Genomic DNA, 14824 nt, shown 5'->3' with positions numbered 1-14824 from the left:
CAGACTTTAAAAAGGTTTTCGCTCACAGAATGAATTATGACGGCAATATATTTGCAATTGTTGTAACATAAAACCATACGAATTTATGGATGCCCCCTATGGAAGCCGAGCTATTAGAAATTCAAAACTTTCTAGCGCAATACCCTCCATTCAGCGAATTGTCTGAAGAAACTCTCACCATTATTACTAATAGTGTCGAAATCTCTTACTACCGACAAGGTACGCCTATTATTCATTTTGGTGACCAGATTAACGACCTCTACATGGTAAGAAGTGGTGAAGTCGAAGTATATCGTCGAAAAGGTGAGTTATATAATAGACTCGATGAAGGTCATATCTTCGGACAGATGGGGCTGCTCACCAATAATAAAGTTCGCTTTCCCGTAAAAGCAATTGAAGACACATTACTTTACTGCATTCCAGAAAGTGTATTTCAAGATTTGTACGAAAAATTCGATACTTTCGCCGATTTTGTAGAAGTAGAAGATAATGCTCGACTTCGTCAAGCCAACTCTGACAGTAACGATGCCAATGACTTGACCACTTCTAAGGTAAAGACTCTGCTCACACGTGAAGCTCCTTCTATAGATAAAAGTCATACTATCCAAGAAGCTGCGACCATGATGGCTGAAGAACACGTTTCAGCATTGCTTATTATTGATCCTGAAATTGTTGAAAATGAAGATGATGACTCAACGCCAGTAATCGGTATTATTACTGACCGCGACCTATGTACACGCGTACTCGCACAGGGACTTGATCCTTCAGATGATGTTGCTAGTGTGATGACTCACGAAGTAATATCGCTCGATCATAACGCTTATGTTTACGAAGCAATGCTCACCATGCTTCGCTACAACGTACACCACTTGCCAGTCCTCAAAGACAGAAAGCCAATTGGTATTATCGAAACCACTGATATCGTACGTTACGAATCTCAAAACTCTCTGCTACTTGTAAGCAGTATTTTCCAGCAGCAAACGATTGAAGACCTCAAAGTTCTCTCTGAACAAGTGAAAGACAGTTTTGTTCGATTAGTAAACGAAGATGCCAATGCACATATGGTTGGTACTGCAATGTCGGTAATTGGTCGCAGTTTCAAACAGCGTATAATTGAACTAGCAGAAGAATCTTTAGGTGCGCCTCCTATCCCTTATTGTTTCCTTGCTCTTGGGTCTATGGGTCGTGATGAACAATTAATTGTGACCGACCAAGATAACGCTATCATCCTTGATGACACATTCAATCATGAGAAACATAACCAATATTTTGAAGACCTTTCTAAGTTCATTTGTGATGGATTGGATCAATGTGGCTATAGCTATTGTACTGGCGACATCATGGCGACTAACCCAACTTGGCGAATGACGCGCACCCAATGGGAAGAGTGCTTCGCTGATTGGATAGATAATCCAAATCCAAAAGCATTACTCAATGCATCCATATTTTTTGATTTAGACGGTGTATTTGGCCGTCTAAAATGGGCGGAACAACTAAACAGTTTCATCATTAGACGCGCTCGTAAGAATAATCGTTTCTTAGCTTGCCTAGCCAGAAATGCGTTAAACCGCACGCCTCCACTTGGTTTTTTTAAAGACTTTGTGATGGAAAAAGATGGCCGCCATAACAATTCAATTAATCTGAAAAGACGTGGTACAGCCCCACTTGCTGACCTTATTCGTGTTCACTCACTCGCGGTAGCATCACGTTCTCAGAACTCATTCGAACGTCTAGACGATATTCTCGATGCCGGCATTCTTCCAAAAGGCAGAGCTCAGGATTTAAAAGATGCCATGGAATTCATTTCTATGGTTCGAATTAGACACCAAGCTTTAGATGTCACCAATGAGATTGAACCTGACAATAATATCGAGCCAGAAAATCTCTCTGACTTTGAACGCCGCAACCTTAAAGATGCGTTCCAAATACTCAGTAACGCTCAGAACTTCTTAAAATTCCGCTACCAAGCCAACAATAGCTTTAAGTAACGCTTATGAATTCATTATTTAAGTCACCTTCTGTCGATTGGCCATTTAAATTCTCTCAGAAACTTGAGCGGGCAAAAGATGAACGTTTAAAACAGTTCTACAGTAATCCTTTACCTGCACCTGATACCCCGTTATCAGAAGTTACTTTTTTAGCATTGGACTTTGAAACAACAGGACTCAATGCGAAGAAAGACGGAATTATTACGATTGGATTAGTCCCATTTACGTTAAATCGAATCTATCTCAAAGATGCTCGCCACTGGACATTAAGACCCAGTCAGAAACTTGAAGAAGAGTCAGTGGTTATTCATGGTATTACCCACAATGACATCATAGATGCGCCCGATTTAGATGAAGTACTGGATGAAGTACTAAAGGCAATATCAGGACATATCGTTGTGGTCCACTACCGCCGAATTGAGAGAGACTTCTTAGAGAATGCTCTGAAAGTTCGCCTAGGCGAAGGGATCGAATTTCCGGTACTCGATACATTAGAGATCGAATCACAAATTCAGCATAAAGACGCCGGAGGACTTTGGAATAAGCTAAAAGGTAAGAAGCCAAAGTCTGTTCGTCTTGGGCAAAGCAGACGTCGCTACAGTTTACCTGATTACTCACCTCACCATGCCCTTACGGATGCAATTGCCACCGCAGAATTGTTACAGGCTCAAATCGCCCATCATTTTGATGCCAGCAAACCTATTAAAGATTTCTGGCTTTAGTTTTCATGCTAATCACAATTTGTCTTTAAATCTCGATGACAAAAAAAGGAGCCATATGGCTCCTTTTTTGTCATGACATTCGCTTAAGAATATCAAAACTGCATCACTATCAGCTTAAAGCTTAAAGCGACGAATTTCGTTTTCTAACTCGTGTGACAATTCAGATAATTGAGCGGCTTGATCTGCAGCATCGTGCGCCTCAGTGGCAAGCTCATTAGATACGTCACGAATTCCTTCAGTGTTACGAGTGATTTCTGAAGTTACTGACGCTTGTTCTTCTGCTGCAGAAGCAATTTGCATAGCCATATCACTGATACGCTCAACCGCAGTATGGATTTGCGTTAAGCTTGCTGCTGCTGAGTTCGCATCATCTACGCTGGTTGTTGCAAGGGAACGGCTATCATTCATGATACTTACCGCTTTACCTGTTGTACCTTGCAGTAACTCAATCGTTTTTTGAATTTCTTGAGTTGATCCATGAGTACGCTGGCTCAATACTCTCACTTCATCAGCAACCACCGCAAAACCACGCCCTTGTTCACCAGCACGTGCAGCTTCAATAGCAGCATTCAGCGCTAGCAGGTTTGTTTGCTCAGCAATCCCTTGGATATTCGAAAGAATCGTATTGATGCTATTACCGTGCTCTTCAAGTTCTTGAATCACATTAGTTGCAACCTGAACTTCTTCCGCTAGGTTTTGAATTGAGCTTTGAGTTTGTGCAACTTGGTCAGTACCATGAACACTTGCTACTACTGCTTCAGAAGAGTTTTGAGCCGTATGATCTGCATTTCCTGCAATTTCTTGAGTCGCAGCTGCCATTTCATTTACAGCCGTTGCAACCATATTGATTTCATCTTGCTGTAAACGTATACGTGCACTTCTTTCTTCAGCTTGTGAAGCGGTTAAACGTGATTGTTCCGATAATGCAGCAGAAACATCGCTCAGCTTAATCACCATTTGGTGCATGTTACCTACAAAGCGGTTAAAGCTCTTAGCTAACTGACCGACTTCGTCATCACTCTTAGGCTCTAAACGCTGAGTTAAATCACCTTCACCGCCAGCGATTTCTTCTAAAGCATCTGAAACACGTTTCAAATCTCTGAATAAGAAACTCACAAGCCATGACACAAGGACAATTACAATTAGAGTAATAACAACAGCCGTTGTAATTAGCTGAGTAAGTAACGTACCGTGATTAGCCTCTTCGGTGGCTTGGTCCATCTGCACACCAAACACCCAGTTTGTATTGGGTACTTTAGTAAAGTAGATAAGCTTATTCACACCACGCTCATGAATCATTTCAATGCTTCCAGTTCGCATTGACTGCTCAATAGATGCCATGGATAGGTCGTTTGAAAGCTGACTCACAGGCTTTAAGCTTAGTGACTTATCTGGGTGCGCTAAAAATGTTCCGTCGGTTGCATCAATCAGCATTGCATAAGCATTATCACCAACATCTAAGCTAATAACATCACTCACTAATTGATCAATCAATACGTCCGCGCCCACTACACCTACAAAGTTACCATTGTGACGTACGGGTTCTGCGATTGTCACAAGTAGCGCTTGAGTAATTGCGTCAGTATAAGCCGTCGTGATAATTTGGCGACCGGCTGCGTTTGCTTCTTGATACCAAGGACGTTGGCGAGGATCGTAACCCGCTCGGTTACGTTCAGGATGAGAACGGTACATACCGCCTTCAGGTGTACCCAAGAAAATATCGTCAAAGCCACCGGCTGCACGAGCTTGCTTTAAGAAAGGAACAACATCATCTTCTTGTGAGAAATCATTAAATGCTGAAGCAATATCCCTACGAATATCGATCCAGTTTTTGATGCCTTCCGATGCCGCTTCAGATACGCTTTCTGCTCGTAAATATACCCCATTACGAGTTTGTTCAAAAAGCTGGTTTGCCGATAGCCAAGTTAAGGCTGTCGCCATTAATACAACCGCAGATAAGCTTGCGCCTATTAGCTTTTGCTTCAGTGTTAATGTCATTGTCAGTTACGCCATGTGTGATTGAGATCACGCGCATACTATCCAATTCAACGCACAAATTCGAGCGCTTTTGACCATTTATTTTAACAATGTAAGTATTTGTAATTGAATCCAAAAAACATGACAATTCACTGCCACAGTCAAAAATATACCAGTTTATGTTTCGTACAAAACAAAAAAGGCAGATGAAATATTCCACCTGCCTTTCGTATATATTTTGATTAGCTATCTAATCATATTCACTTATTTTATCGATGAATTAACGCTTCTCAGTACGCATACCCATCAATAAGCTAACACACATCATAAGTAGAATAATGGTAAATGGCAGCGCTGTAGATATCGCACCCGCTTGTAGTGCTTGTACCGCTTCTGTGCCTCCAACCCAAAGTAATGCAACCGCAATTGCGCCTTCAAGGAAAGCCCAAAATACACGTTGTAATACTGGAGCATCCACTTTACCACCAGCGGTAATGCTATCAATAACCAGTGAACCACTGTCTGATGAAGTGATAAAGAAGACTAATACAAGAACAACCGCGATAATAGACAACATGTTACCAAACGGGAGTGAATCAAACATTTGGAACATTGCCAACGACATATCTGTTAAGCCTTTTGAACCTAACTCGCCTACGTTGTTTACAACTTGATCTATTGCCAACCCACCAAAAACTGACATCCAAATTAATGTCACTGACGTAGGTACAATAAGTACTGCAGTCAAGAATTCACGAACGGTACGACCTTTAGAAACGCGAGCAATGAACATACCTACGAATGGTGACCATGAGATCCACCAAGCCCAGTAGAATACAGTCCAACCTTGGAACCAAGCTTCATCATCACGACCATGTGGGTTACTTAGAGGAATTAAGTTTTCTAAATACGCCATTAATGTCGTAGGGATTGAACCAAGTGATACTGCATAGCCGATCATGCCAACTAGAATAAGAAGCAAGAATGCAATAATCATGTTGATGTTACTGATTACTTTCACGCCACCATCAATGCCGCGCAGAACAGAAACAACAGCTAATAAGGTAACAACAGAAATTACAGCAATTTGAAGCCCTAGACCTGGGTCAGTCCCAAATACATGATGTATACCACTTGCCGCTTGCTGAGCACCTAAACCAAGGGATGTCGCAAGACCAAACAATGTTGCTAATACCGCTAAGATATCGACAATGTGACCAGCCCAACCCCATGCTCTATCTCCTAAAATAGGGTAAAAGATCGAACGGATAGAAAGCGGTAAGCCTTTATTATAAGTAAAAAATGCCAGTGATAGTGCTACAACACCATAAATAGCCCATGGGTGTAGACCCCAGTGGTACATAGTTGCACCTAGAGCTAAGCGGGCCGCTTCTGGAGTATTAGGTTCCACACCTAATGGTGTTTCATACCAGCCTGTGAAGTAAGCAACAGGCTCAGCAACACTCCAGAACATAAGACCAATACCCATACCCGCAGCAAACAGCATTGAAAGCCACGACATAAATGAGTAATCAGCAGTAGCATCAGAGCCACCCAAACGAATTTTACCAAACGGTGAAACAATCAGAGCCAAACAGAAAATAACAAAAATGTTTCCAGCCCAAATGAATAACCAATCAAACGAACCAATAATCTGCCATTTGATTCCATCCAACGCCGCTTTTGCAGTCGCAGCATCAGTAACCATTACTACAATTAGAAATAGTGCAATAAAACCCGCGCTAATCCCAAAAACAGGGTTATGTACATCAAACCCCCACTTTTGAACATTATCTTGACCAACAGTGTAATCCGTACTGTCGATACTGTATTTATCTATACCTTTAGTCATTATTCCTCTCTTTGGAATACTACTAATATCCCTTATTACCTTGTGACTGTACAAACGAACTTCATCATCGATCCAAGCTGAATAAGCTCGTTTTCACAATAATTCATATACTTGGATGCACATATTCTAGCAGCTTAGTGCTATTTTTTCAGCAAACAGAAGTGAGTTCGTCGATAATTTGACCACTAAACAATATTGTATAAATTTTGCATACAAAAAAGGTCGAGTAGCTCGACCTTTATTATTATGATTTTTTCTATCAGCTTTACTGACTAGTACTACTTTCTAACTTCATCAATTGATTTTCAGTACGTAAACCAAGTAATAGGCTTAAGCACATCAACAACAGGATGAAGGTAAACGGTAATGCCATTGATACTGTACCAGCTTGCAAAGCTTGAATAGACTCAGTACCACCAACCCACAATAGTACAGCAGCGATAGCTCCGCCAATAACAGCCCAGAAAACACGCTGTGGTACAGGTGCATCAACTTTACCGCCAGAAGTAATACTGTCGATAACTAGCGAGCCCGAATCTGAAGATGTAATAAAGAACACCAGAATCAATACGATAGAAACCACTGATAATATTGAACTCATTGGTAGTGCATCATAAGTATGGAACAGAGAAAGAGTGATGTCTTGAAGACCATTAATACCTATCTCGCCCACTTTATTGACTACTTGATCAATCGCAATGCCACCAAAAATAGCCATCCAGATAACGATAACCGTTGTTGGGATGAACAACACTGCAACCATAAACTCACGAATGGTACGACCTTTAGAAATACGAGCGATGAACATGCCTACGAATGGTGACCATGAGATCCACCAAGCCCAGTAAAATACAGTCCAACCTTGCATCCAAGTTTCATCATCACGACCGTGCGGGTTACTTAGCGGAATAAAGTTCTCAATGTAGCCCATTAAAGCTGTTGGAATTGCTTTGATACCAGCTATGCCACCAGCAATAGCGACAAAGACCAACAAACCAAAGGCCACCACCATATTAATGTTACTTAGTAACTTAACACCACCATTGATACCTCGAATAACAGACATCGTCGCTAGAGCTGTTACAACTGCAATCACAACAAGCTGCATACCAATACCACCATCGGTACCAAATACATGGTTAATACCACTTGTCGCTTGTTGAGCTCCTAGCCCTAAAGACGTTGCTAACCCAAATAATGTTGCTAGTACGGCTATGATATCAACAATATGACCAAACCAACCCCACGCTCTATCACCTAATAATGGGTAGAAGATTGAACGAATTGAAAGAGGCAAGCCTTTGTTAAAAGTGAAAAACGCGAGAGCAAGTGCTACTACTGCGTAAATAGCCCAGCCATGCAAACCCCAGTTATAAATAGTTGCGCCTAACGCCAGCTTTACAGCTTCAGGTGAATGAGCTTCAACACCAAGAGGCGTTTCATACCAACCAGTGAAATAAGCAACAGGCTCTGCCACACCCCAGAACATCAGCCCAATACCCATACCTGAAGCGAATAGCATCGACATCCAAGATAAGTTTGAGTGCTCTGCTTTGGCATCATTGCCACCAAGGCGGATTTTACCGTAAGGGGAGACAATGAGGGCAAAACAGAAAATCACAAAGAGATTTGCAGACCACATGAAGAAGCCATCGAAGTTACCAAGCACTTTCCACTTCATGCCATCAAGGGCGGCTTTTGCTGTTTCTGAATCAGCAACAAGCAGTGCAACTAAAAATAAAATAATTGCGCCAGCACTAATCCCAAATACAGGGTTATGTACATCAAAACCCCACTTCTGGACGTTGTCTTGACCTACTGTGTAATCAGTATTATCAATACTATACTTATCCTTTACAGGCTCCATTTTCCCTCTCTAATTTGCGGCACCTTAAATTAGCAATATTGCATTCGGTGCGTAAATTCCGTCGAGAATAGTATCAATATGTCGCAAAAAAACTAAATAAACCTCCAAAATACTGGGCTAACCAGCAATAAAAGTAATTAAATTACACTTTTACCGTAATTTAGCGTAAAATCATTCAACTAAGCCCAAATTTACAGCATATTTTGCCAACTCTGCAGTTGAGTGAATATCAAGCTTATGCTTAATGTTATGCCTATGGGTTTCTACCGTTCGGTAACTTATATTCAATTGATGCGCAATCTTCTTACTGCTCTCCCCTCCCGCAACTAATTTCAATACTGCTTCTTCCCTTCTTGTTAATGGATTTTTCAGCGATTGAGTGGGTTTTACAGGTTGAGAAAATAAATTTTGAGTCACTTTTTCACAAAAGTATGTTGAACCTTGATTCACTGTTTTAATCGCTTGCACCATCTTTTCTGATGATATTTCTTTCAACATGTACCCAACCGCCCCCGATTGCATCACCTTCATAATATATTCACGATTATTATGCATCGTCAGCATCAGGATTTTTGCATCAGGTTGAGATTCTTTGATCAAGTGCGTTGCGTCTATACCGTTCATAATAGGCATACTAATGTCCATGAGGGTGACGTCAGGTTTTAATTGCTTAACAAGTTCAACCGCCTCCAACCCATTGCTCGCAGTGCCAATCACATCTATATCAGGTTCTAAACTTAACCTTGCCATAAAGCCATCGAGCACAACTTGGTGATCATCCACTATCACCACTTTAATCGCTTCACTCATACACCAATCCTTCTAGTGTTAATAACACGGTTATTTCTGTACCAAAGCCTGTCTCTGCAACCAATTCAAACTCACCTCCAATGAATTCGACTCTCTCTCTCATATTCCTCAAGCCGATTCCACGTTTGTGCATGACACTTTGGGCGTTAAAGCCTATTCCATCGTCCCTAATCATTAACTGGAGCATATTGCCCATTTGATGCAAAACGACAGTCACTTTTTTCGCTTGTGCATGTTTTTCAATATTATTCAGTGATTCTTGAACCACTCTATAAAGCGTAGTCGCCGCTTCAGATTTTAACTTCCCAGTTTGAGTACTAAAGAAAGTTTCAACCTCTACACCTGAATGAGCTTTAAAATCAATCAATAAACTCGATAAAGCAGCTTCTAAGCCTATGTCATCTAAAGCACTAGGACGAAGCTTATGTGAAATGTTCCTAACTTCATCAATGGCAGTCATCAACGAATGCTGTGATTTATCTAAATAAACCCGTAGCTCTTCATCTTGAATTTTATGATTCAAAAGCTCTAAATGGCACTTGCTGGAAACAAGCAGTTGATTAATTCCATCATGTAATTCACGAGCTAAGTGTTTCTTTTCATCCTCTTGAAACATCACAGTCTTATGCGCTAGTTCTTTTAAATTATTATCGGCAATCTTATGTTCACGCATATTAATGGCGAGAGTAAGTACGATAATCACTGCTACAGTGACACATAAAATCACCATGATAGAAAAGAAGGTTGTCTCAATATTTTTATTGATCGCCGCCTGCATATTTGCGACTTCTTGGCTAACATCTTCAATATAAAGACCTGTCCCCACCATCCAGTCCCACTTATCTAGCCACTCGGCATAACTCAATTTAGAGACGACTTCACCTGTCGAGGGTTTCTGCCATAAGTATTGATGAAAACCACCGCCAGATTTGGCCTCTCGCAGTAAGGCTTCAATTAAGTAATCCCCATCATTATCTTGTATATGTAGCAAATTCCGACCGACAAGCTCAGGTAAGATGGGGTGAACCAGATTAGTTCCTTCGCTATCGTAAGCAAAAAAATATCCATCAGATCCATACCTTAGCTTGGTAAGAATGCTGCGCACTTCATCTTTGGCTTCTGCTTCAATAGCATTAGGATCATTATAGATATGAGAGATAGCATCAAACGCGAGATCAACACTGTCTTTCAGCGCGCTCTCTTTTGATTTGATCAAACTATCCCTAAAAATTTCGACTTCTTTCTCACCGAGTGTTTTAGCCTGATGTAGTGAAATCCAGCTAATACTGGCAGATACAATTAATAAAGGCAGTAAGGTAAGCAAGATAAGCTTGGCTTTTAGAGGCATTCCTTTTCCTCATAAAAAACTGCTCACTGATTATTCAGCAAGCAGTTTTACTTTATCAAATTTATTAACACTCTATGAAATCATTCGTCTACATTATCGAATCTGGTCACATACCGTAAAACCCAGGGAAAACGAGTAATGAGGCTAATACTAAAATTTGAATGGCGATGAATGGCATAACACCACGGTAAATATCCTGAGTCGTTACACCTTTTGGAGCAACCCCTTTAAGATAAAATAGGCTGAATCCGAATGGCGGAGTTAAAAACGACGTCTGAAGGTTCATTGCAATTAAGATCGCGAACCAAGTCATATTGATACCCATAAGCTCAGCAACAGGGGCAATAATAGGTACGATAATAAAACAAATTTCAACAAAATCGATAAAGAAGCCCAGGATCAAAATAACTAACATAGTGATGATCAAAAAGCCCCACTTATCCCCCGGAATAGCAAGCATCCATTCTTCAACTAAATAGTCTCCGCCAGTGTAAGTAAATGCCATAGAGAAGGCTGTCGCACCAAGTAAAATAGCAAAAACCATTGCTGTTACTTTTACCGTTTCTTTTGATGCATCGAAAATCATGCCCCAGCTAAATTGACCATATAAAAACGCAAGTACAATAGCGCCCGCACCACCAAGAGCTGCTGATTCCGTAGGTGTGGCTACACCAGCAAAGATAGAACCAAGAACAACAATAATTAATGCAAGAGGTGGAATGATGGCTTTAAGTGCTTTAACAACCTCTTCTTTACGGCTAATTGAATCATCGCGTTCAATCGGTTGTGCAGATTCAGGGTTCAGCTGGGCATAAATTAAAATGTAAACAATATACGCCCCGACCAGCATGACACCAGGCCATATTGCGGCTTGAAATAAATCACCAACAGGTACACCAAGTACATCACCTAAAAGGATAAGTACAATAGATGGTGGAATAATTTGCCCTAAAGTTCCTGACGCACAAATTGTTCCGCACGCTAGCCCTTTATCATAATTATATTTAAGCATTACAGGCAGGGAAATTAACCCCATTGCGACAACCGATGCCCCAACGACCCCAGTAGAGGCAGCAAGTAATGAACCCACTAAGACAGTCGAAATAGCGATACCACCACGTACACCGCCAAATAAGCGCCCCATTGATTCTAATAACTGCTCAGCTAAACGAGTTTTTTGGAGAACCAAGCCCATAAAAACAAAAAGTGGGACGGCCATCAGTACCGTGTTTTCCATGATTGATTGAATTCGATAAGGCATAAAGGCGAACATTTCGAACCCTTCGGCCCAAACACCGAAAATTAATGCAATACCACCAAAAGTAAAAGCAACCGGGAACCCTAAAAGCAGTGCAAATAGAGCGACAAAAAACATAATAATTCCAATCATCATCGTCTCCTATTTAGGCTGATTAAAGTTCGCATGAACTAAATGAGGGTTAATAATCTTATTCAACGAATGCAGAATAAGCCCGACACCACTGAGTGCCATTAAGAAGAAAGAAAGCGGAATCATAGCTTTAATTATCCAGCGGTAATGCAGACCTCCAGGGTCTCCTGAGATCTCACCTAATTCGTAACTTTCTCTCGCAAAATCGATTCCATACCAACCAACAAGCAGGCAAAAAGGAAGTAAGAAAATGAAAGTGCCGAGTAAATCAATAATGGCTTGTGCTTTGAAGGAAAGTCTTTCGTAAAATACATCCACACGTACATGCCCACCAGCCTTTATCGCGTATGGAACACCTAATAAAAATACTGCTGAAAATAAATGCCACTCCATCTCTTGGAAAGCGATTGAAACATCATTAAAGGCATAACGCATCACAACGTCATAAACCACATTCGCAACCAACAGTATAAATAGCATGCTGGATAACCAGCCAAGTGCATCACCAATGCGGTTAAACAGTCGCTCAATGTAAATCAAACTTCTCATTTCCGACTCCATGGAATTGAAAAAGCACCACCACAAATTAGTAGTGGTGCTAAAAAGGTTCTTGGACTTCGGTACTAGGCAAGGCCTCTGTACCATTTTTATTGTTGTTAATTATTAAAAAATTGTTTATGGCGTTTAAGTCGTTCTGTAAGGAACTTCGTCCCAAGCTTTCGTTAAGCGCCATTTATTATTGTTATTTAACTGCTATTTTTTCGCCTGGCTGTTCAAGTAAGCACGGTGTGAAATATCAGTCCACGAACGTACTTGTTGTAAGTAATCAGATTGAGATTTCTGAATTTCTTTCGCCAGTGCATCTTTCTCAGCGTGCTTAGCAAGTAAACGGTCATTCGCTTCTTGCAGAGCAGCCATTACTGAAGGTGGGAAATCTTTAACTTGAACATCAGGGTATTCTGTTTTCATCGATACCCAGTTTTTGCCACTTTCATGAGTTGCTTGTGTATACATGTCATAAGCAGCTGTACGCATTGCTACACGTAGAATTTCTTGTAGGTCTTCAGGTAATTTATTCCACGTACGTTTGTTCACTAGGAATTGAAGTTCAGAACCTGGCTCATGCCAACCTGTGTAGTAGTAAGGGGCGATTTTGTGGAAACCCATGCGTAAATCTAGTGATGGACCAACCCATTCAAGAGCATCAATGGTTCTACGCTCTAAAGAAGTGTATAGCTCACCAGGGGCAATATTCGTTGGTTTTGCGCCAAGCTCTGCCAAGATTTCTCCAGCAAAGCCAGGGATACGCATCTTAAGACCTTTCAAGTCATCAACACTGTTGATCTCTTTTTGAAACCAACCGCCCATTTGGATATCTGTATTACCACCAGGGAAAGACATCAGGTTATGCGGAGAATAAACTTGCTCCATAAGTTCCATACCACCACCGTGGTAGAACCAAGCATATTGCTCTGCAGGTGTCATACCGAAAGGCATAGAGGTGAAATACAGCGTATTTGGCACCTTTCCTTTCCAGTAGTAAGAGCCCGAGTGCCCCATATCATACTGACCTGACTTAACCATATCGAATACACCAAGTGGTGCTTTATGTTTATTTGCAGAATCAATTCTTATCTGCAAACGTCCATTCGACATTTTCTCAGCCATTGCAGCCATGTTTTTAGTCGCATCACCAAATACTGGGAAGTTAGGTCCCCACGTTTCAGCCAGTTTTAAGCGGTAAACTTTATCAGCAGCAGTCGCACCTGTAGCAACTAAAGCGAAACAAGCAGCAGCAGTTACTGCAACATTTTTAAAAACTCGTTTCAGTGAGTGTTGGATAAGACTCATGTTCACGTCCTTGGTTAGTTTCAGATACTCTTTCAATGAGCATTTTATGATTCCAAACAAGAATGGACGCTTTAGGAACAATAAGAAATCAGCGCTATCACGCACCTAAAATTAGGCAAACAAAGGGCATTAGACCAAAGGGTTAAGTACTTATACGTAGGATTTTAGATAGCTTGACTTAGTTTCAATAAGTTACAACTAAGCCGAAACAGATCTAAGATAGGAATACGTACGTAGTTACTTATATTGATAATTAACATCATGTACCCAATTCGTGATTTGTGTCGGGTATTAAGCGCTAAACAACGTGTAGTGAGTTAAAAGCTTCTATTTGTGTGAAGAGAACCAATCTCCAATTAGATGTGACTAAGTAGGGTCAAAGCCTACTTGATTTTCACCAGAGCACTCAACACCAAGAAGTAGAGAACTAGAGCCAGTCAGAGTTTTGTTTACAATACTGAAAGTAGTAGGAAAATAAGAAGGTTTATAGTTGAACGTTAATCAAAACAAAAAAGCCTCGAAAATCGAGGCTTTGAATTTGTATAACTGAGTCACTTAATCTCAAACAATGAGATCAGCGAGCATTGTCAATTAGATAGCTTTGTAAATAACTTTGTTACCTGCAAGCTGCTCTTTCGCTACTAGATTTTCTTCTAGAAGTTTTTTCAATGCGCCTGTAGCCCATGAAGCTGCTTTTGCATCTTCCTGACCAGCTTCTAAGCCGATACCTTTAGGGTTAATACCTTCAGCATTTTTCACAACAATGTCTAGTACTTGTTGCTGCTTAGGTGTCAGTGCAACATCTACTTTTTTCGCTGCTGCTACTGCTTTTGTTACCGCTGGTTTTGCTGCTACAGTTTTTTCTGCGACAACTTTCTCTGCGACAGGCTTCGCCGATTTAGGCGCTACTGCTGCTTTTGCAACTTCTACATTAGCAACAGCCGCTTTAATACGTTTTTGCAGTTTAGCCTGCACCTTACGCTTATGAGCAAGTCTCATTGAATATTTCTCCAGTTCAC

At 40.9% G+C, this 14824-nt stretch carries 11 protein-coding genes; 2 read left to right on the top strand and 9 right to left on the bottom strand.

Annotation, left to right across the window (positions count from 1 at the left end; genetic code table 11):
• Positions 1-98: 98 nt before the first annotated feature.
• Both OCU78_RS05775 and OCU78_RS05770 read left to right on the top strand, forming a co-directional pair.
• Entirely contained in the window at positions 99-1988 is a 1890-nt protein-coding gene (locus OCU78_RS05775; protein ID WP_137372599.1) for a DUF294 nucleotidyltransferase-like domain-containing protein, read from the top strand.
• Between the two features lie 5 nt (positions 1989-1993).
• A complete protein-coding gene (locus tag OCU78_RS05770) occupies positions 1994-2710 on the top strand; it encodes a 3'-5' exonuclease (RefSeq protein ID WP_137372598.1) in 717 nt (238 codons plus the stop codon).
• Between the two features lie 114 nt (positions 2711-2824).
• Here the strand turns inward: OCU78_RS05770 and OCU78_RS05765 are convergent, their stop codons facing one another.
• The 9 genes from OCU78_RS05765 to OCU78_RS05725 all read right to left on the bottom strand — a co-directional run bounded on the left by OCU78_RS05765 (position 2825) and on the right by OCU78_RS05725 (position 14804).
• Complete coding sequence (locus tag OCU78_RS05765; protein ID WP_137372597.1) at positions 2825-4708, bottom strand: methyl-accepting chemotaxis protein; 1884 nt, start codon at positions 4706-4708, stop codon at positions 2825-2827.
• Between the two features lie 259 nt (positions 4709-4967).
• Positions 4968-6539 carry a BCCT family transporter gene (locus OCU78_RS05760; RefSeq protein ID WP_137372596.1) on the bottom strand — a complete coding sequence of 524 codons (1572 nt, stop codon included), beginning with the start codon at positions 6537-6539 and terminating at the stop codon, positions 4968-4970.
• Positions 6540-6804: 265 nt separating this feature from the next.
• Entirely contained in the window at positions 6805-8406 is a 1602-nt protein-coding gene (locus OCU78_RS05755; RefSeq protein WP_137372595.1) for a BCCT family transporter, read from the bottom strand.
• Between the two features lie 171 nt (positions 8407-8577).
• On the bottom strand, positions 8578-9216 hold the full coding sequence (locus OCU78_RS05750; RefSeq protein ID WP_137372594.1) for a response regulator: 639 nt from the start codon (positions 9214-9216) through the stop codon (positions 8578-8580).
• Positions 9209-10564 (bottom strand): cache domain-containing protein, encoded by a 1356-nt coding sequence (locus tag OCU78_RS05745; RefSeq protein ID WP_137372593.1) that lies wholly within the window; start codon positions 10562-10564, stop codon positions 9209-9211. The genes OCU78_RS05750 and OCU78_RS05745 overlap by 8 nt, the downstream gene beginning before the upstream one ends.
• Positions 10565-10670: 106 nt before the next feature.
• Positions 10671-11954 (bottom strand): TRAP transporter large permease, encoded by a 1284-nt coding sequence (locus OCU78_RS05740; RefSeq protein ID WP_137372592.1) that lies wholly within the window; start codon positions 11952-11954, stop codon positions 10671-10673.
• A gap of 9 nt (positions 11955-11963) precedes the next feature.
• A complete protein-coding gene (locus OCU78_RS05735; RefSeq protein WP_137372591.1) occupies positions 11964-12503 on the bottom strand; it encodes a TRAP transporter small permease subunit in 540 nt (179 codons plus the stop codon).
• Positions 12504-12707: 204 nt separating this feature from the next.
• Positions 12708-13805 (bottom strand): TRAP transporter substrate-binding protein, encoded by a 1098-nt coding sequence (locus OCU78_RS05730; RefSeq protein ID WP_137372590.1) that lies wholly within the window; start codon positions 13803-13805, stop codon positions 12708-12710.
• A gap of 591 nt (positions 13806-14396) precedes the next feature.
• A complete protein-coding gene (locus tag OCU78_RS05725) occupies positions 14397-14804 on the bottom strand; it encodes a MarR family transcriptional regulator (RefSeq protein WP_137372589.1) in 408 nt (135 codons plus the stop codon).
• Between the last annotated feature and the right edge of the window lie 20 nt (positions 14805-14824).

It is taken from the genome of Vibrio gallaecicus (assembly GCF_024347495.1).
GTDB lineage: Bacteria > Pseudomonadota > Gammaproteobacteria > Enterobacterales > Vibrionaceae > Vibrio > Vibrio gallaecicus.
Note: the sequence above shows the minus strand (reverse complement) of the source record. Positions and strands in the feature narration are given on the sequence as shown.